Raw genomic sequence first — 17958 nt, 5'->3', positions numbered from 1 at the left:
CACCTCTAAGTTAATGACTGACTAGTTGACGTTCACGTGCGCGTGGTAATTAGAAAACCGCCTATAACGACGACAGCGCCGACCACTTTGTTTATATTCAGAGATTGTTTTGGGAAGCCCATCAGGCCGAAATAGTCAATGGCTATTGATACAACCAATTGTCCTACCAGTACCGCCATGATGAAGTTGAGCGCACCCAGTCGGGGCGCCATTAACAAGGCGACGGTAATATAAAATACGCCGGCGACTCCGCCCATCCAGATCCACCAGGGGCCCTCTTGGATGGCTGCAAGATTGGGACGCGGGGCTTTCGTCACAATAATGATGAGAATAAGAACCGCCAGGCTGACCAATAATGAAACTGCGGTCGCCCACAAAGGGTGGCCCAGCAGATTACCCAGTTTGGCGTTAGTCCCGGCTTGCAGGGGAACGGCGAAGCCGGCGAATAAACTGAGCAGGATGAAAGGCAGTAAGGTCATGACGTCTACGTTCCGATTTTTTTAAAGTTTTACGGTGGTTGGTTTGACGGCGCCAATTCTTTGTTCTGATGGCGCGTATTCGCCACACTGATCGGGCAATTAGCTATTAGTGATCAAGCAATCAAGCGTGCGCGATCTTGAGTGGCGGGTTTACAATCGCGGCTCAAGATCAGGAGTATCGCTGTGCTGACTCATCTCGATTCCCAAGGCCGCGCCCATATGGTCGACGTCACCGACAAGTCCGTGACGTTCCGTGAGGCGGTGGCCGAAGCGCGGGTGCGCATGTTGCCCGAAACCCTGCAAATGATTGTCGACGGCGCCCACCCCAAGGGTGACGTGTTTGCCGTGGCTCGCATTGCCGGGATCCAGGCCGCGAAAAAAACCAGTGACCTGATCCCCTTGTGTCATCCGCTGATGTTGACGGGCGTCAAGGTCGAACTCAGTGCCGAGGGCGCAGACTCTGTGCATATCGTCGCGCGCTGCAAGCTCTCCGGGCAGACCGGTGTGGAGATGGAAGCATTGACCGCTGCCAGTGTCGCGGCGCTGACCATCTACGACATGTGCAAGGCGGTGGATCGCGGCATGACCATCGAAACCATCCGCCTGCTGGAGAAACTCGGCGGTAAAAGTGGGCATTTCAAGGTGCAGGAGCAATGAGTATCAACGTACTGTTTTTTGCGCGCTACGCCGAAGCGGTGGGCTTTGATTCGCTGGAAATGGAAGGCGACTTCGCAACTGTCGACGCGGTGCGCCTGGCATTGGCCGCTGATTCGGAATTTGCAGTCCTCAAGGAGAAGAGCCTGATGTGCGCGCGCAATGAGCAATTGTGTGCCCTCGATGAACCGGTGCAGCCGGGTGATGACGTCGCCTTTTTCCCGCCTGTTACAGGAGGCTGAGCATGGCCATCCGTGTGCAGGTCGAGGCGTTTGACCCCGGCGCCGAAGTCAACGCGATGCACGCGGCCAATGTGGGCGTGGGCGCGGTGGTGAGTTTTGTCGGCTATGTGCGCGACTTCAATGACGGTCGCGATGTGTCAGGGATGTTCCTTGAACACTACCCCGGCATGACCGAAAAGGCCCTGGCCAAGATCGCCGTGGAAGCCGAGCAGCGCTGGCCGTTGCTCAAGCTGGAGGTGCTGCACCGCGTCGGCGCGCTGGAGCCGGGCGAACCGATCGTGTTTGTCGCGGCTGCCAGCGCCCATCGTCAGGCGGCGTTCGATGCCTGTGCGTTTGTGATGGACTATTTGAAGACGCGGGCGCCGTTCTGGAAGAAGGAAAATACCAGCGAGGGGCCGCGTTGGGTTGAGGGGCGCGACAGCGACCACGCTGCTGCTGATCGCTGGAAATAGCACCGCCCCTCCCACATTTTTACCGCATTCCAGGCCTTAAGGGCGTTTGCGTTCTACGGCCCGCAACAGATGCGTCGGCGGCGTTTCGCAGCTGATCTTGCGCCCCAGCAGCGTCTCGATCGAGGGCAACTGGTACGAGTCATCTTCCCCGGCAAAGCTGATCGATACACCCGCGGCGCCCGCACGACCGGTACGGCCAATGCGGTGCACGTAGTCGTCCGGTACTTCCGGCAGGGTGAAGTTGATCACGTGGCTGATGCCGTCGATGTGAATCCCGCGCCCGGCCACGTCGGTGGCCACCAGCACGCGAATCTTGCCTTCGCGAAAGCCTTCCAGGGTCTTGATGCGCTTGTGCTGCGGCACATCGCCCGACAATTGCGCGGCATTGACGCCATCGCGCACCAGGCGCTCTTCGATGCGGCGCACTTCGTCCTTGCGGTTGGCGAACACCATCACGCGTTCCCAGCCGTTGTCGTTGATCAGGTTGTAAAGCAGCTTGTACTTGTCCGCGCCGGCCACCGCATAGATGTGCTGTTCGACGTTTTCACTGGCGACGTTCAGCGCTTCGATCTCGACGATGGACGGGTCGGTGGTCCACTGCTTGGCGAGGTTCATCACGTCTTCGGTGAAGGTTGCGGAGAACAGCAGGGTCTGGCGCTCGGCCTTCGGCGGAGTCTGGCGAATGATCTGGCGTACCTGTGGGATAAAACCCATGTCGAGCATGCGGTCGGCTTCGTCCAGTACCATCACTTCGACCATGTCCAGATGCACGTCGCCGCGTTGGTTGAAGTCCAGCAGGCGGCCCGGGGTCGCCACCAGGATGTCGCAGTGACGGGCTTCGAGGTGCTTGAGCTGCTTGTCGAAATCCATGCCACCGACGAACGTCATCACGTTGAGGCCGGTGTACTTGGTCAGGTCGGCGGCGTCCTTGGCGATCTGCACCACCAGCTCCCGGGTCGGGGCGATAATCAGCGCGCGCGGTTCACCCATGTAGCGTTCTTTGGGTGGCGGCGTCTGCAACAGCTGGGTGATGATCGAGATCAGGAACGCGGCGGTCTTGCCCGTGCCGGTCTGGGCGCGGCCGATGGCGTCTTTGCCGGCCAGGGTGAAACCCAGCACCTGCGCCTGGATCGGCGTGCAGTAAGGGAACCCCAGGTCCTGAATGGCGTGCATCAGTTCCGGGGCCAGCTTGAAATCATGGAAGCGGGTCTTGCCTTCCTGGGGCTCGACGACGAAGTCTTCGAGTTTCCACGGGATAACGACGGGTTTCGGTGCTCGTTCGCGGCGCGGCTTGGGCGCGGGTGCGGCTTGAACCTCGGCAGGTGTCGCCGGCTCGGGTGACGTCACTGGCAGTGTCGTCGGCTGGGCGACAGCTGCGGTCCGGCCTGGCTGTTGACCGTCAGTGCGGTTGCCGGACGCGGGAGTGGGAGCACTGGAATCAGGCGCGAGCGGCTCAGCTTCGTGTTTGCCGAACATCTTCTTGAGTGCTTTGAGCACGGTGATCTCATTAATTGGTTAAGGAATGTACGCCGGCCAGTGTAATGCAAGAATCGGGCGCGGCGTAGTGCGTCTGTCATACAGCTACATAAACGCGGGTTTCAGCGCAGGCGCTCGGCCAACCAGGTGCCGATATCGCGTATCTCCTCGGGTAACACTTCGTGGCCCATTGGGTATTCCTGCCATGTCACGGTGACACCACGGCTCTTCAAATGCTCGTAGGCCGTGCGGCCCATGGCGTTCTGCACCACATCGTCGTACTGGCCGTGCAGGCACAGCGTTGGAATGCGCTGCTGGCTGGCCGATAAGTCCAGCTCATTATCGAAGGTGGGCGCGTAGGTGGAGAGGGCAATGACGCCACCCAATGGACCTTCCCAATTCATAAACGCAGTGTGGAAGACCACGGCGCCGCCCTGGGAAAACCCCGCGAGAAAAATTCGCGAAGCGTCTATTCCGGTTCTCTTCTGGGTCTCGATCAAATCCGTAAGGGTCTTGGCCGACACTTCCAGCTCTTCCAGGCTGATCGAACGTGCCGGGCTCATGGCCTTGATGTCGTACCAACTCGGCATCTCGTAACCGCCATTGATGGTTACCGGACGGGTCGGTGCCTGGGGCAAAACGAAGCGGGTGCTCAGCAGGGTTTCCTGCAGGGCCTCGGCCACCGGCAGGAAATCGTAGCGATCGGCACCCAGGCCATGCAGCCAGATGACGCAGGCGTCTGCGGGCTTGGCGGGCTGAAGAATCAAGGGTTCGGTCATGTCTGCTCCATAAGTGTGCGTGCGCTCCGATTAAGTGCGACGGAACGGTGCGTGCGGTGTTGATCTGTTACGAGAATGTCGCAAGGTTGAATCTTTTCCTCTTGACCTTAGGCTGAATCGACTCGGCCGCCACTCTGGTACGGGCCTTGCTATGTGTTGGTCGATGTCAGAACTATCCACAGACGGTAACACTATCAGTGACTGTCGTTTGTGGGATAGCCGCTGGAATTATTGCGACAGCCTCATGCCGCTTGACCCTAAAAAAAGCCAACACGGGTCAATATCGCCTCATAAGGGTGCGCTGAGGTTCGAGCTCCGACACAACAAGAGCAAAACTGGAGGTTTGAATGAAGGTATTGAAATCCACCCTGGCCATCGTTTGCGCGGCTGCTGTACTGGGTGTCAGTGGTTTCGCCCAAGCCGGCGCCACCCTGGACGCCGTGCAGAAGAAAGGCTTTGTGCAATGTGGCGTGAGTGACGGCCTGCCGGGTTTCTCGGTACCGGATGCCAGCGGCAAGATCCTGGGGATCGACGCTGACGTATGCCGCGCTGTCGCCGCTGCCGTGTTCGGCGACGCGACCAAGGTCAAGTTCAGCCAGTTGAACGCCAAGGAGCGTTTCACCGCGCTTCAGTCGGGCGAAGTCGACATCCTGTCCCGTAACACCACCATGACCAGCTCCCGCGACGCCGGCATGGGCCTGAAATTCCCGGGCTTCATTACCTACTACGACGGCATCGGTTTCCTGGTTAACAACAAGCTGGGCGTGAAAAGTGCCAAGGAACTGGACGGCGCTACTATCTGCATCCAGGCCGGTACCACCACCGAGCTGAACGTTTCCGACTACTTCCGTGGCAACGGTCTGAAATACACCCCGATCACCTTCGACACCTCCGACGAAAGCGCCAAGTCGCTGGAATCCGGTCGTTGCGACGTGCTGACCTCCGACAAGTCCCAGCTGTTCGCCCAGCGCAGCAAGCTGGCTTCGCCGAAGGACTACGTGGTACTGCCGGAAACCATTTCCAAGGAGCCCCTGGGCCCGGTCGTGCGTAATGGCGACGACGAGTGGCTGGCTATCGTGCGCTGGGTAGGCTACGCCATGCTCAACGCTGAAGAAGCGGGTATCACCTCGAAAAACGTTGAAGCTGAAGCCAAGTCCACCAAGAACCCGGACGTCGCGCGTCTGCTCGGTGCCGACGGCGAATACGGCAAAGACCTGAAAGTGAAGAAAGACTGGGTCGTACAGATCGTCAAGCAAGTGGGTAACTACGGCGAAGTGTTCGAGCGCAACCTCGGCAAGAGCACTCCGCTGGAAATCGACCGTGGCCTGAACGCGCTGTGGAACAACGGCGGCATTCAATACGCACCGCCTGTGCGCTGATCGCTGATGGTTCTGTCACCCGGTGGGCCAACCGCCGGGTGATGTTCTGTTCCATTCTTTCCGGGGCACTTCATGCAAAATCAAATCGGCGCACCAAAGCAGAAGCTCAGCTTCAGCGATCCCAAAGTGCGTGCGTGGCTCTTCCAGATCATCACGATTGTGGCGGTGGTCTCGCTGGGCTGGTACCTCTTCAACAATACCCAGACCAACCTTCAACACCGGGGCATCACCTCGGGTTTCGACTTTCTCGAGCGCAGTGCCGGCTTCGGCATCGCGCAGCACTTGATCGACTACACCGAATCGGACAGCTACGCCCGCGTCTTCGTGATCGGCCTGCTCAATACCTTGCTGGTGACCTTTATCGGCGTGATCCTGGCAACGCTGCTCGGCTTTATCGTCGGCGTGGCGCGGCTGTCGCCGAACTGGATGATCAACAAGCTGGCGACGGTGTATGTGGAAGTGTTCCGCAACATTCCGCCGCTGCTGCAGATCCTGTTCTGGTATTTCGCGGTGTTCCTGACCATGCCGGGGCCGCGCAACAGCCATAACTTCGGCGATACCTTCTTTGTCAGCAGCCGTGGCCTGAACATGCCGGCGGCGATGGCCGCTGATGGGTTCTGGCCGTTCGTGGCAAGCATCGTGGTTGCCATTGTGGCGATCGTGCTGATGACACGTTGGGCCAACAAACGCTTTGAAGCCACCGGCGTTCCGTTCCATAAATTCTGGGCGGGCCTGGCGCTGTTCATCGTGATCCCGGCACTGTGCGCGTTGATCTTCGGCGTGCCGCTGCACTGGGAAATGCCCAAACTGCAAGGCTTCAACTTTGTCGGCGGCTGGGTGCTTATCCCTGAACTGCTGGCACTGACCCTGGCCCTGACGGTATACACCGCTGCGTTCATCGCTGAAATCGTGCGTTCGGGCATCAAGTCCGTCAGCCACGGCCAGACCGAAGCGGCCCGTTCCCTGGGCCTGCGCAACGGTCCGACGCTGCGCAAGGTCATCATTCCGCAAGCCCTGCGGGTGATCATTCCGCCGCTGACCAGCCAATACCTGAACCTGGCGAAAAACTCGTCGTTGGCCGCCGGTATCGGTTACCCGGAAATGGTTTCGCTGTTTGCCGGCACGGTGCTCAACCAGACCGGCCAGGCCATCGAAGTCATTGCCATCACCATGAGCGTGTACCTGGCGATCAGCATCAGCATTTCCCTGCTGATGAACTGGTACAACAAGCGCATTGCGCTGATCGAGCGGTGAGGAAACGCACATGAGTTCTCATACTTTCAAACCGGATATGCCGCCGCCGAGCAAAGTCTTCGGCCCGGTGGCATGGATGCGCGCCAACCTGTTTTCCAGTTGGCTCAATACCCTGCTGACCTTGCTGTCGATCTACCTGGTGTACCTGGTGGTGCCGCCGATCCTGCATTGGGCCATCCTGGATGCCAACTGGGTGGGCACGACGCGCGCCGATTGCACTAAAGAGGGCGCTTGCTGGGTGTTTATCCAACAGCGCTTCGGGCAGTTCATGTACGGCTACTACCCCGGCGACCTGCGCTGGCGCGTGGACCTCACCGTGTGGCTGGCGATTGTCGGCGTGGCGCCGTTGTTCATCTCGCGCTTTGCGCACAAAGCGATCTACGGCCTGAGCTTCCTGGTGCTGTACCCGATCGTTGCCTACTTCCTGCTGCACGGTGGCGTGTTCGGCCTGGCCAACGTGGCGACCAGCCAATGGGGCGGCCTGATGCTGACCCTGGTGATCGCCACCGTCGGCATCGCCGGCGCCTTGCCGTTGGGCATCGTGCTGGCATTGGGACGACGTTCGAACATGCCGGCGATTCGTGTGGTCTGTGTGACCTTCATCGAATTCTGGCGCGGCGTGCCGTTGATCACGGTGCTGTTCATGTCCTCGGTGATGCTGCCGCTGTTCCTGCCTGAAGGCATGAACTTCGACAAGCTGCTGCGGGCGCTGATCGGCGTGATCCTGTTCCAGTCGGCCTACGTGGCCGAAGTGGTGCGCGGCGGGTTGCAGGCGATTCCCAAAGGTCAGTACGAAGCGGCTGCGGCAATGGGCCTGGGCTACTGGCGCAGCATGGGCCTGGTGATTCTGCCGCAAGCCCTGAAGCTGGTAATCCCGGGCATCGTCAACACCTTCATTGCGCTGTTCAAGGACACCAGCCTTGTGATCATCATCGGCCTGTTCGACCTGCTCAACAGCGTCAAGCAAGCCGCCGCCGATCCTAAATGGCTGGGCATGGCCACCGAAGGCTACGTGTTCGCCGCCCTGGTGTTCTGGATTTTCTGTTTTGGTATGTCGCGCTATTCCATGCATCTGGAACGCAAGCTCGACACAGGCCACAAGCGTTAGGAGTTCTTTTTATGAGCGAAGCAATCAAACAGCCTGTGAGCCCTGAAGGCATTATCCAGATGCAGGGCGTCAACAAGTGGTACGGCCAATTCCACGTGTTGAAAGACATCAACCTCAACGTCAAGCAGGGCGAGCGTATCGTGCTGTGCGGCCCGTCGGGTTCGGGCAAGTCCACCACCATCCGCTGCCTCAACCGCCTGGAAGAGCACCAGCAGGGCCGCATCGTGGTCGATGGCGTGGAGCTGACCAACGACCTCAAGCAGATCGAAGCGATCCGTCGTGAAGTCGGCATGGTGTTCCAGCACTTCAACCTGTTCCCGCACCTGACCATCCTGCAGAACTGCACGCTGGCGCCGATGTGGGTGCGCAAGATGCCCAAGCGCAAGGCCGAGGAAATCGCCATGCATTATCTTGAGCGTGTGCGCATTCCGGAGCAGGCCCACAAGTTTCCGGGGCAACTGTCCGGCGGCCAGCAACAACGCGTGGCGATTGCCCGTGCCTTGTGCATGAAGCCGAAAATCATGCTGTTTGACGAACCGACTTCGGCGCTGGACCCGGAAATGGTCAAGGAAGTACTCGACACCATGATCGGCCTGGCCGAAGACGGCATGACCATGTTGTGCGTGACCCACGAAATGGGCTTCGCGCGCACCGTGGCCAACCGCGTGATCTTCATGGACAAGGGCGAAATCGTCGAGCAGGCGGCGCCGAATGACTTCTTCGACAATCCGCAGAATGATCGGACCAAGTTGTTCTTGAGCCAGATTTTGCATTGATCGATGGATGATGTTTGAAAATAAACCCGGCCTTGGCGCCGGGTTTATTTTTGCCTGCTCAAGAGGCCTTGAGTGCCTCGGGTTCGGTGTTTACGGTATGAGTGAATCCACGCATGTCAGCTCCTTCGGCCAATACCTTGGCGTCGGCGAGTAAATGCGGATATCTATCCAGCAGCCGCATTAACAGTACCAATGGTTTGGGAGGGAGAAGCTCACCGCGCTCATAGCGTGAAAAAGCGTTGTGACCGCCTCCGGATAACAGTTGCACGGTTTCTTTTTGCGTAAGGTGCAGCTTGCGACGGATGCGCTTCATCTCAGAGCCGATCATCCTCCTGGCTGCGTGGATGAGTTCATCACCTGCTTTCGCATGGCGCTCTGAGCTATCTGGGTCATACATGCCGTCGCTGCATGCGTGGCATTCCCAGCCAGAAAGATCATCGACGCGACGTTCCATACCTTTGACGCTGAGGGTCTCGCTCCGCCCCTCGAAGCGAGTCATTCCGTCGAGCGATCCGCAGATAAAGCATTGTTGAGTTTTCATGAGTCGCACTCCTTGAAGGAGATCACCGGTGGGATACCGCCTGAGCGATAAGTAACTTTTATGTAAATCTCCATACCGCGTGAACTGATGTGATACACGTCCTGCCAGATTCTATGGTCTGCATAGGTAGTCATTGATTTGTACAACATGCCCGTTTGCAATTGAAAAATGACGTCTTGCATCTCGTGGATATCAAGGCCGAGTTTCCGTCCGGTGTTCCTTGCGGTTGAGGTAAATGCCTTCTCCCCAAGGCCTGACATCCGCCTTGATCACAGCCAGATCGTAATGAGGTGTGTACTTTTCCATAAGACACCTGAGTCCAATAATTACCCTCTAAGGGTAATTTTACCAATCGAAAATACTGCTCCTTTGCCTGCCCAAAAACCCTAGCGCCTTGCCTTTGTAGGAGTCTCCGAATAGCCTGTAGGAAAATTCATCCTATGATTGGACGAAAGCGCGAAACCCATGACAGACATCGCCCCTTTGATCAAACGCTCGCTGGTCGATCAGGCTCTGGAGCAACTGCGTCTGCGCATCACCCGAGGTATGTGGGCGGTCGGTGAGCGCTTGCCCACCGAACCCGAGCTGTCCGCCGAGTTGGGCATCAGCCGTAACACCGTGCGCGAGGCCATGCGCGTGTTGGCGTTTTCCGGGCTGATCGAAGTCCGCCAGGGCGATGGCAGTTACCTGCGTTCGATGACCGACCCGTTGGGCGCGATGCGGGCGTTGTCCCATTGCTCCCTGGCGCAGGCGCAGGAAACGCGGCAGATCCTGGAAGTGGAGGCCATCGGGCTCGCGGCGTTGCGTCGCAGCGATGCGGACCTCGTCGCGTTGCGCCAGGCGCTCAAGGCCAGCGCCGTGCTGTATCACGGTGATCTGGAGGCGTATATCAGCGCCGACCTGGTGTTCCACAAGCGCCTGGTGGACGCTGCGCACAACCCGGCGTTGAGCGAGCTGTACCACTATTTTTCCGCCGTTGTCGGTGCCCAGTTGCGCCAGACCCTGACGGTTTCGCCGCGTCGCCAGGCGGTGTTCGACCTGCATATCGAGTTGCTCGATGCGGTGGAACAACAAGACCCGGAACGCGCCAAATCCCTCTGCCGACAGTTGATCCATGAACCGTGAAACCAAACCTGTACAAGAACTCGATGAGCTGTTGATCGATGCCGAAGCCGACGACGATGCCGTGCAACAGGCGCATCCGCCGGTGCTTCGCCCGTGGTTGTTGTTGCTGGGCCTCGTGCTGGTGGCCCTGAACCTGCGTCCGGCGTTGTCGAGCCTGTCGCCGTTGCTCAGTGAAGTGTCCGACAGCCTGGGCTTGTCGGCCGCCAGGGCCGGTTTGCTGACCACCTTGCCGGTGCTGTGCCTGGGGCTGTTTGCGCCCGCCGCACCGAGGCTGGCGCGACGCTTTGGTGCCGAGCGTGTGGTGCTCGGCATCCTGCTCACGCTGGCCACCGGCATCATCCTGCGCAGTGCGTTCGGCGAAGTGGGGCTGTTCGCCGGCAGTCTGATCGCCGGCGCGAGCATCGGCATTATCGGCGTGTTGCTACCGGGCATCGTCAAGCGTGATTTCGCCCGACAGGCCGGTGCCATGACCGGTGTCTACACCATGGCCCTGTGCCTGGGCGCGGCGCTGGCGGCCGGGGCTTCGGTGCCGCTCAGTGATTATTTCGCTGGCAGTTGGGCGCTGGCCCTGGGGTTCTGGACGGTGCCGGCGCTGCTGGCCGCGTTGTTCTGGCTGCCGCAGGTAGGGCACAGGCATGGGGCGCACCGCGTCGCCTATCGTGTGAAGGGGTTATTGCGCGATCCGCTGGCATGGCAGGTGACCGTGTACATGGGCCTGCAATCCTCCCTGTCCTACATCGTGTTCGGTTGGCTGCCGTCGATCCTGATCGGTCGCGGCCTGAGTGCCACCGAAGCGGGGTTGGCGCTGTCCGGCTCGATCATCGTGCAGTTGTTCAGCTCCCTGTCTGCGCCCTGGTTGGCCACGCGCGGTAAAGACCAGCGCCTGGCCATTGTAGTGGTGATGCTGCTGACGCTGGGCGGCCTGTTCGGTTGCCTGTATGCGCCGCTGGACGGCTTGTGGGGTTGGGCGATCCTGCTGGGGCTGGGCCAGGGCGGTACGTTCAGCCTGGCACTGACCTTGATCGTGTTGCGCTCGCGCGACGCGCATGTTGCGGCCAACCTGTCGAGCATGGCCCAGGGCTTCGGTTACACCCTGGCCTCCATGGGGCCGCTGGCGGTCGGTGTGCTGCATGACTGGACCGGCGGCTGGGGCGCTACCGGCTGGGTCTTCGGCGTGATCGGGCTGGGTGCGATTGTCGCCGGTTGCGGTGCCGGACGTGCGTTGTACGTGGGCGTGACCAGCGAGAAGGTCTAGCGCTACAAATACACCACTTCCAATGTGGCGGAGCCGTCCATGGGCGTCTCCACGCTCAGGTCCAGGTTCTGCCGGGCATTGATCACGGCTTCCAGAGTCAATGTGCTGGTCAGGTTCTGGATTGCCGACGGGCCGGCGTTGCTGCCGGCGACCTCCGTGAAACCCAGCAAACTGCGCGAGCCGATGTCGATCGGGTTGCTGTTGGACGTGCGCCAGGCCAGGCCGCCTGTGGTCGACTCGGTGCCGTAGATCACCGGCAGGGCATCGGCCACGGTTTTCCGAGGGTCGAATTTCACCGAGTACACGCCGATCTTGTTGCCTGCGCTGTCCAGGCCCAGCCCGTAGTAGATCTCGCTGTTGACGTGGGCGGTGCCGTCGCGGTTGTCGCGCATGCGCAGGGCATAGCGGCCAGGGGCGTTGCAACTGACGGTCAAGGTCAGCGACTTGAGCGGCAAGCGCGTGCCGGTCGACTGGTTGAGGTCCTGCCGGGAGATCTTGCCGAAGTCGATCAACCCACCGCCGGACAGCACTGGGGTGCAGGCCATGGGGGTGATCAGGCCGCCGACGGTCAGTTCGACGGTGGAAGCGGCCTGGGCCGATGCACTGGCGGCCAGCCAGGCGACGGTCGCCAAAGCGCTCAATAACGTTTTCATGGGTGTGCGCCTACAGGTAGTGGATGGACAGGGTCACGGAACCGTCGATGGGCATCTCTTCTGCCAGGGGCAGGGAGTTGGACGGAGCAATGGTGGGAGCCAGGTGCAGGTCGGCGTTCAGTTGCTGGAGCGGCGCCGGGGTCAATGAATTGGGGCTCAGCGAGAACGAGGAAAGGTAGTAGTGCGACAGCAGGCTGGTCGGCGCCCAGGTATCGGGTGCGGTCGAACCGATGGGATACCTGCCCGCGCCATCGGCCACGATCGAGGCCAGACTCAACGACAGGTGCCCCAGCTTTATGGTGTCGTTGATCAGCCCCAGGCCAAACCTGAAGGCTTGGTCGCCACTGTCGGAATTGGAGCCGAGGCGGTTATCCCTGGGCGCCAGAGCCAGCAAGGTCGTGGCTTCGCAGATGATCGACAGGTGCAGAGTGTGGGTGGGCAGGTGGGTGGGTTGATCGACATTCAGGTCCTTGGCCGCAATCTTGCCCAGGTCATAGATGCCGCCATTGGACAGGCCGGGTTCGCAGGCACTGGGGGTAATCAGCCCGGTCACGCTGAGGTCGACGGTGGAGGCGGCATGGGCCGTCAAGGCAGCGGTCAGCCCTGTGAGGGCCAGCACTGGCGTCAAAAAAGGTTTCACGTGGATGCTCCTATAAATAGTGAATTTCGAGTGTGCCCGAGCCGTCGAGCCGTACCTCGTTGCCCAGGTCCAGCGAATTCAATGGCGCGATTACCGCTTCCAGACTCAGCGTGGCGTTGAGATTCTGGATGGCACTGGGGCCGTCGGTACTGCCGGCAGTGGCGCTCAAACCCAGGTAGCGATTGGCGCTCACTGCGCTGACGCGGGTGCCGGCGCTGCTCCAGGGCAGCCCGCCGGTGGCGGAGTCGGTGGTAAACACCTGGGCGAAGCTGTCGGCGCTGATGCGTGTCGGATCGAACAACAGCCGATAGCGGCCGATCTTCTGTTGGCGAGCGTCCAGGCCCAGCCCGTAAACGCTTGGATCGGCGAGACCGGTGGCCGAGCCTTCGCGGTTGTCTTGCATACGCAGGGCGAACGCGGTCGGCGCGTCGCAGGTCACGCCCAGCGATAACGCGCGTGGGGGCAGGGCGGTGTCCTTGTCGACGTTCAGGTCGCTGACCGACAGCTTGCCCAGCTCCACATGGCCACCGTTGGAGAGCGTGGGCGTGCAGGCCGCCGGGGCAAAGTGCGCCATCAGGCGCAGTTCGCGCGAGCGGCCGGCGACGATGGCGTCGAACAGCCCGGCGGTGTCCCAGGTCACGGCATCACGTACCCGCGCGGCGTCTTCGCTGGCCCAGGCGCTGATGTCGAGCTGCAGCGACAGGCTGCGACCGGTCACGGCCATTCCATTGCGCATGGGCACAACGCCGTGGTCCGGCTGCCAGGCCAACTGGGCGCTGGTGGCGGAGGGCGCTTGCCCGGCGCCGGCAATCAAGCCCAGTTCGACCGCCTGGCCGTCCACTATTGCTTCGCTCACTCGCAGGCCATAACTGCCGCGTTCAGTAAAGCGAAAGCGCTCCGGCCCCGCCCCTGGCCCGCGATAAAACAGGCTCAGGTCGGTGGCTTGCGCGCAGTTGAGCGTCAGGCTCACGCGCCGCTCGCCGAGCAAACGCTCAGGAGCTGGCACCAACGCCACGGCGCGGTTCATCAGGCCGAAGTCCAGTTGTGCCTGGCTGAGGTTGAGCCGGCAGTCTTCGGCGCTCCAGGCAGGGTTGCCCAACAGTAGAAAAACCAGGGGATACAGCGCCTGCTTCAGGCTCATCGCACATGTCCTCATGGCTGTTCGCACCGGGCCGGTGCGGTTTCGAAATACACCTCGGGGTCGGGGTCCTGCGGTAATGCATAGCTCAGGCGGCAACGCGGCTGGCCCGCCGCTTTGATCCACAAGGGACGTGGGTCGAGTACGTCGGGCAGGAACACTTGGCTGCCTTCCTGCACCAGGGTGACGAATTCGCCATCGGCGGTACTGACGCTGGCGCCGCGTGGTATTGGCGCGCCGTCGGCGTCGGTCACCTGTAGCAGGGCACGACGGGTGATGGCGACGCCAAACTGCACCTTATCTACCGCACCCCGTCCGGCGGCGATAACCGCCAGGCCGTTGTGGATGTCGGCATTGCGCGGCAGTGAGCGGGTGTGCACTTCCACCGGACTGCGGCCATAGGCGCTGAGCTGTGGCACCACGGCCTGGCCTTGCCAATCGGTCCATACCGGGCCACTCGGGGTGTTGATCTTGATCCCGGCCATGTCACCCACCGACATCAGCGCAAAGGTGTCGCGCACCGGATATGGCGAGAAGGTCACGCCGTCCCCATGCAGCACGATGCCGCCACGGGCACCGCCCTGGTAACTGGCGCTGCGGTCATCGGCGCGGGTGTAGCTGAAATCCAACTGGCTGTACCACGGCAAGGCCGACACACCGAGCGAGGCTTCGACTTCGCGGTCACGGCTGTCACGTTCCACACCGACGCGGTAGCTCAATTGATCGTTGAACTGCTCGCTCACCCCCACGCCCACGCGGTGTTCGCCGCCCGTGTTGCGTGCCCAGGCCCGGGCACGACGGGTTTCCCCCAGCGGCAGGCTGAGGTTGAGGTAAAGGCTGTTGTCGTTCTGTTGGCGGCCACCCACTTGCCACTCGGCGCTGGCCGACACCGATACCCGGCCGAGCTGCGTGCCCCAGGAGGCCAGCGCGCGGCTGCTGCTTTCACCGTTGTACGATGCCGTGCGTGACACCCCGGCACTGAACGCGCCCAGCGCCGGGTGCGCCCAGGAGGCGGTCAGGCTTTGCTGGTCGCGGTAGCGCGAGCGTTGTTGGTCGCGGCCGACGTAGGTCGAGTCTTCCAGGTTGCGGTAACCCTGGGAGCGCCATGAACCGGACGTGCTCATCGACCAGCTGTCGCTCAAGCGCTGGGACCACGACACATCCGTTTGCACCCCGCGATCACGCCCTTCACGGCTGGCCTCGGCACCTTGGGCGGTCAACTGCAACTGGCTGTCCTGCCACGGCAACCAACTCAGGTTCACCCCCGCCGCACGATAGGCATCCGCCATCAGCACGCCGCCGCCCACACTGACTTGCGGGTGCACCGCGCCGCTCCAGCCGGCGCTGACCACCCAGGGTTCCTGGCCGTCGCTGTCGCCGATCTGGCGCACGCGCCCGGCCGCCACCGAGTAGCCCGGTGCCGGCAAACCCAGGCCGAGCATGCCGGCGGGCACGGTGAAGCGGCGTTGTTCGCCGGTGGTTTCCTTGACCGTGACTTCTACGTCGGAGCGGCCGTTGAGGCGGCGCACATCGGTCAGGGCGAAGGGACCGGCCGGCACCACGGTGGAGTGGATCAACGCGCCGTTCTGGCGGACCTCCACCTGGGCCGGGCTGTTGGCGATACCGGTGATCGTCGCCCCCTGGTTCTGATCCTGCAGTGCGGTCTCGGTCAGTACTTGCGCACCGGTGATCTGCGTACCCGCCAGCACCGGGTTGTACAGGCTGATCTGCCCGGCCTGCAGCACCGCCTGGTGCTCGGCGAACGTGCGTTGGGCGTAGGCGTCCAGGTGGGTGGTGCGCGAGCGGCTGTCTTGCCAAGTCTTGACCTGACGGCTGCGCACGATCCAGTCACCGGCATTGAAGCCCACTTCGGTGTTGGCCGAGCCGAAGCGACTGCGGTTGTCGCCCATTTCGTTATAGAGCCCGGTGAGGTCGTAGTTGAGCAGGCCCGCAAAGCCGCCGGTCTGGTAGCCCGAGATGTCCTGTTGTGCGGGGCGCAGCGCGTCGGTGGGTACGATGAGTGCCAGGCCCAGGCCGGCGGGGTCCTGCTCGATGACGGTTTGCGGGTAGCGGTCGATAAAGGGATGGCAGAGCGGGTCGCCTTCGTTATCGGGCACGCTCAGGTTGCCGGCATCCAGCAGGGCGCGGTTGAAACACAGCCCGCCCTGGCGATTGAACTCTACGTCGACGCGGCCACGACGATGGCCGTTGACACTCAGGTTGACGGCGTGCCGGCCGGCCGCGAAGTGCGGGGCTTGCAGCAGCAAATTGGCCAGTTCCGGGTCGATGCCGCGCCGAGACAGGGTCTGTGGATCGAAAGACCCGACACTCGGGTTTTCATTGGCCAGCAGCGTACCGCCAGGCCATGCGCCGCCAACAGCCAGCGCCAGCCCAGCGAGTATCCTGGCGACTTGGCGCGGTGAAACGTCGGGCACTGTTCTGCCGTCGCGGTCAGTGGTTGCTGTGCTCACAAGGTTGTACTCAACTGTCGGTGGCCTGCCCACTCTGCGGTGGCGTCAGGCCGTTGGGTGGCGTTGGCAGGCCACCTTATTTCTAGAGGGCGATCGGTGCTTCGTAGGGCGCCACGGCAAAGCCGTACACCGTGGCCGGCTGCAGTTGCACGCGGCTCGCCGCGGCGCCGCTGGTCGTGACCGTCAGGGTTTCCCCAGGCAGTACATAGGTGCGCGGCAGCAGCGCCGAACCGCCGCCGGGCAGCAGTCGCAGTTCCTGGGCCAGGCGCACCACATAGGGGCTCGGGTTGTGCACGCTCAACTGGTCGTTGTTCAAACGCCACTCCAGTCCGGTCCAGGGCGTGCGGTTGGGCGCCAGGCCTTTGGGATGCACGATCACCGGCAGGTTCTGGCGTACTGTCACCCCCACTCGCGCATGCCCGGCCTCGGCCGCCGCACGGCCCTGGGGCATGCCTTCGAAAATCACCCGTTTGAGGCGTTGAGTGGTCAGGGGCTCGGGCGATTGCAGGATGAAGCGGATCAGTTGGCTCTTGGCCGGTTCGACCCTGGCCAGCGGCGGGGTGACGAACAGCAGCGGTGCCGGGTCTTCGGGAATGTCTTCAAGGGTTACGTGCAACAGCGCCAGCTTGTCGTCGGTGTTGGTCACCGTGACCGAGGCTTCGCCGTCCGCCTCGTTGACGATCACCACCGAGGTGTCCGGCACCATGCCGTCGGCCAGTACCCATGTGGGGACGCCGAATGCCAGGGCAAGCGCGCCGAGGTACACACCGGCGTGGCGCACCCAGGTGAAGGCGCAATTGAAAAAGGGCAGGGGAGGCATGGTTACAGGTACCTCAGGTCGAGCACGATGGAGCCGTCCAATGGCACTTCCTGCTTGAGGGTCAGGTAGGCGGCCGCATTGATGGAGGTGTTGATCTGCAAGGTGGCGGTCAGCAGGCGATGGGGCTCAGGCACCAGGGTGCCGAGGTGGGCGAACCCCATGTAGTTGTCGGGGTAGGCGTTGGATTCCGGGAACCAGGTCAGGCCCTCGTTGCTGGAAGCCAGCACCAGCACGCGCTTGCCGTCGCCCATTGCATCGCGAAAGGCGAGAGACACGGTGCCCAGCCGTTCGCTCGGCGCGTGAATATTGTGGCCCAGTCCGTAATAGAAACCGGGTCCCAATGAGGAGTCGGCGCGATTGTCCAGGCCCACCAACACAAACAGCACCGGTTCGTTACAGCTCACGTTCAAGTCCAGGGACTGAGTCGGCAAGGCGCTGTATTCGTACTGGTTGAGGCTGCTGGCCGGCACCTTTCCGTGGTCGACAATGCCGTTGGCCGACAGCGTCGTCGTGCAGGCGCTGGGGGTGATCAGGCCGGTGACGTTCAGCTCGGTGCTGGAGGTTGCCAGCGCCAGCGACTGGGCGCCGAGCAGGTAAAACAGGGCAAGAAGGCGTGAAGAGTAGTGCTTCATGGGGAAGGTTTACCGGTTGCCTGGTTTATCGTTTGCGTACGGGACGAGGGCAGGCGTGAAGGCCTGCCGTTGTTCGAGTCAGGG

The 17958-nt window shown here is 61.7% G+C and carries 19 protein-coding genes and 1 pseudogene; 9 read left to right on the top strand and 11 right to left on the bottom strand.

Going from position 1 to position 17958, the window contains the following annotated elements; translation table 11 throughout:
* Positions 1-32: 32 nt before the first annotated feature.
* A complete protein-coding gene (locus V6M90_RS06870) occupies positions 33-479 on the bottom strand; it encodes a DMT family transporter (RefSeq protein ID WP_003171932.1) in 447 nt (148 codons plus the stop codon).
* A gap of 183 nt (positions 480-662) precedes the next feature.
* Between V6M90_RS06870 and moaC the strand changes: the two genes are divergently transcribed.
* Genes moaC through moaE form a run of 3 tightly spaced genes read left to right on the top strand, consistent with a single transcriptional unit; the run spans position 663 to position 1827 of the window.
* Positions 663-1136: a cyclic pyranopterin monophosphate synthase MoaC gene (moaC, locus tag V6M90_RS06865; RefSeq protein ID WP_305428537.1), complete on the top strand. Its 474-nt coding sequence runs from the start codon at positions 663-665 to the stop codon at positions 1134-1136.
* Positions 1133-1375 (top strand): MoaD/ThiS family protein, encoded by a 243-nt coding sequence (locus tag V6M90_RS06860; protein WP_003171935.1) that lies wholly within the window; start codon positions 1133-1135, stop codon positions 1373-1375. The genes moaC and V6M90_RS06860 overlap by 4 nt, the downstream gene beginning before the upstream one ends.
* 2 nt (positions 1376-1377) lie before the next feature.
* Positions 1378-1827: a molybdopterin synthase catalytic subunit MoaE gene (gene moaE / locus V6M90_RS06855; protein ID WP_305428539.1), complete on the top strand. Its 450-nt coding sequence runs from the start codon at positions 1378-1380 to the stop codon at positions 1825-1827.
* A 36-nt stretch (positions 1828-1863) separates the two neighbouring features.
* On the opposite strand, the gene rhlB is transcribed toward moaE, so the two are convergent.
* A complete protein-coding gene (gene rhlB / locus V6M90_RS06850; RefSeq protein ID WP_176156604.1) occupies positions 1864-3330 on the bottom strand; it encodes an ATP-dependent RNA helicase RhlB in 1467 nt (488 codons plus the stop codon).
* A 95-nt stretch (positions 3331-3425) separates the two neighbouring features.
* Entirely contained in the window at positions 3426-4082 is a 657-nt protein-coding gene (locus tag V6M90_RS06845) for an alpha/beta hydrolase (RefSeq protein WP_003171938.1), read from the bottom strand.
* 347 nt (positions 4083-4429) lie between these two features.
* On the opposite strand from V6M90_RS06845, the gene V6M90_RS06840 reads away from it, so the two are divergent.
* From V6M90_RS06840 to V6M90_RS06825, 4 genes are all read left to right on the top strand, one after another.
* Positions 4430-5461, top strand: coding sequence for an amino acid ABC transporter substrate-binding protein (locus tag V6M90_RS06840; protein WP_034096005.1), 1032 nt, complete (start codon positions 4430-4432; stop codon positions 5459-5461).
* Positions 5462-5533: 72 nt separating this feature from the next.
* Positions 5534-6715: an amino acid ABC transporter permease gene (locus tag V6M90_RS06835; RefSeq protein ID WP_003171940.1), complete on the top strand. Its 1182-nt coding sequence runs from the start codon at positions 5534-5536 to the stop codon at positions 6713-6715.
* A 10-nt stretch (positions 6716-6725) separates the two neighbouring features.
* Positions 6726-7823, top strand: a complete 1098-nt coding sequence (locus tag V6M90_RS06830) for an amino acid ABC transporter permease (protein WP_003171941.1) — start codon at positions 6726-6728, stop codon at positions 7821-7823.
* Positions 7824-7834: 11 nt separating this feature from the next.
* A complete protein-coding gene (locus V6M90_RS06825; protein ID WP_003171943.1) occupies positions 7835-8599 on the top strand; it encodes an amino acid ABC transporter ATP-binding protein in 765 nt (254 codons plus the stop codon).
* A gap of 58 nt (positions 8600-8657) precedes the next feature.
* Here the strand turns inward: V6M90_RS06825 and V6M90_RS06820 are convergent, their stop codons facing one another.
* Both V6M90_RS06820 and V6M90_RS06815 read right to left on the bottom strand, forming a co-directional pair.
* Positions 8658-9140, bottom strand: a complete 483-nt coding sequence (locus tag V6M90_RS06820; protein ID WP_042944203.1) for a type II toxin-antitoxin system MqsA family antitoxin — start codon at positions 9138-9140, stop codon at positions 8658-8660.
* Positions 9137-9446, bottom strand: a pseudogene (locus V6M90_RS06815) (type II toxin-antitoxin system MqsR family toxin). Before V6M90_RS06815 ends, V6M90_RS06820 begins: the two are co-directional and overlap by 4 nt.
* Positions 9447-9605: 159 nt before the next feature.
* Between V6M90_RS06815 and V6M90_RS06810 the strand changes: the two are divergent.
* Positions 9606-10265: a FadR/GntR family transcriptional regulator gene (locus V6M90_RS06810; protein ID WP_003171946.1), complete on the top strand. Its 660-nt coding sequence runs from the start codon at positions 9606-9608 to the stop codon at positions 10263-10265.
* Positions 10255-11520, top strand: coding sequence for a CynX/NimT family MFS transporter (locus tag V6M90_RS06805; protein ID WP_042944206.1), 1266 nt, complete (start codon positions 10255-10257; stop codon positions 11518-11520). The genes V6M90_RS06810 and V6M90_RS06805 overlap by 11 nt, the downstream gene beginning before the upstream one ends.
* Positions 11521-11522: 2 nt before the next feature.
* Here V6M90_RS06805 and V6M90_RS06800 read toward each other — a convergent pair whose 3' ends face one another.
* From V6M90_RS06800 to V6M90_RS06775, 6 genes are all read right to left on the bottom strand, one after another.
* Positions 11523-12173 (bottom strand): DUF1120 domain-containing protein, encoded by a 651-nt coding sequence (locus tag V6M90_RS06800; RefSeq protein WP_141064056.1) that lies wholly within the window; start codon positions 12171-12173, stop codon positions 11523-11525.
* Between the two features lie 10 nt (positions 12174-12183).
* Positions 12184-12813 carry a DUF1120 domain-containing protein gene (locus tag V6M90_RS06795; RefSeq protein ID WP_003171950.1) on the bottom strand — a complete coding sequence of 210 codons (630 nt, stop codon included), beginning with the start codon at positions 12811-12813 and terminating at the stop codon, positions 12184-12186.
* Between the two features lie 10 nt (positions 12814-12823).
* Positions 12824-13954, bottom strand: a complete 1131-nt coding sequence (locus V6M90_RS06790; protein ID WP_332846235.1) for a DUF1120 domain-containing protein — start codon at positions 13952-13954, stop codon at positions 12824-12826.
* Between the two features lie 11 nt (positions 13955-13965).
* Positions 13966-16422, bottom strand: coding sequence for a fimbria/pilus outer membrane usher protein (locus tag V6M90_RS06785; protein WP_332846234.1), 2457 nt, complete (start codon positions 16420-16422; stop codon positions 13966-13968).
* An 82-nt stretch (positions 16423-16504) separates the two neighbouring features.
* Positions 16505-17242 carry a fimbria/pilus chaperone family protein gene (locus tag V6M90_RS06780; RefSeq protein ID WP_003171953.1) on the bottom strand — a complete coding sequence of 246 codons (738 nt, stop codon included), beginning with the start codon at positions 17240-17242 and terminating at the stop codon, positions 16505-16507.
* 2 nt (positions 17243-17244) lie between these two features.
* A complete protein-coding gene (locus V6M90_RS06775) occupies positions 17245-17874 on the bottom strand; it encodes a DUF1120 domain-containing protein (RefSeq protein WP_003171958.1) in 630 nt (209 codons plus the stop codon).
* Positions 17875-17958 lie beyond the last annotated feature (84 nt).

This window comes from Pseudomonas lactucae, assembly GCF_036688725.1.
GTDB classification, from domain to species: Bacteria; Pseudomonadota; Gammaproteobacteria; order Pseudomonadales; family Pseudomonadaceae; genus Aquipseudomonas; species Aquipseudomonas lactucae.
Note: the sequence above shows the minus strand (reverse complement) of the source record. Positions and strands in the feature narration are given on the sequence as shown.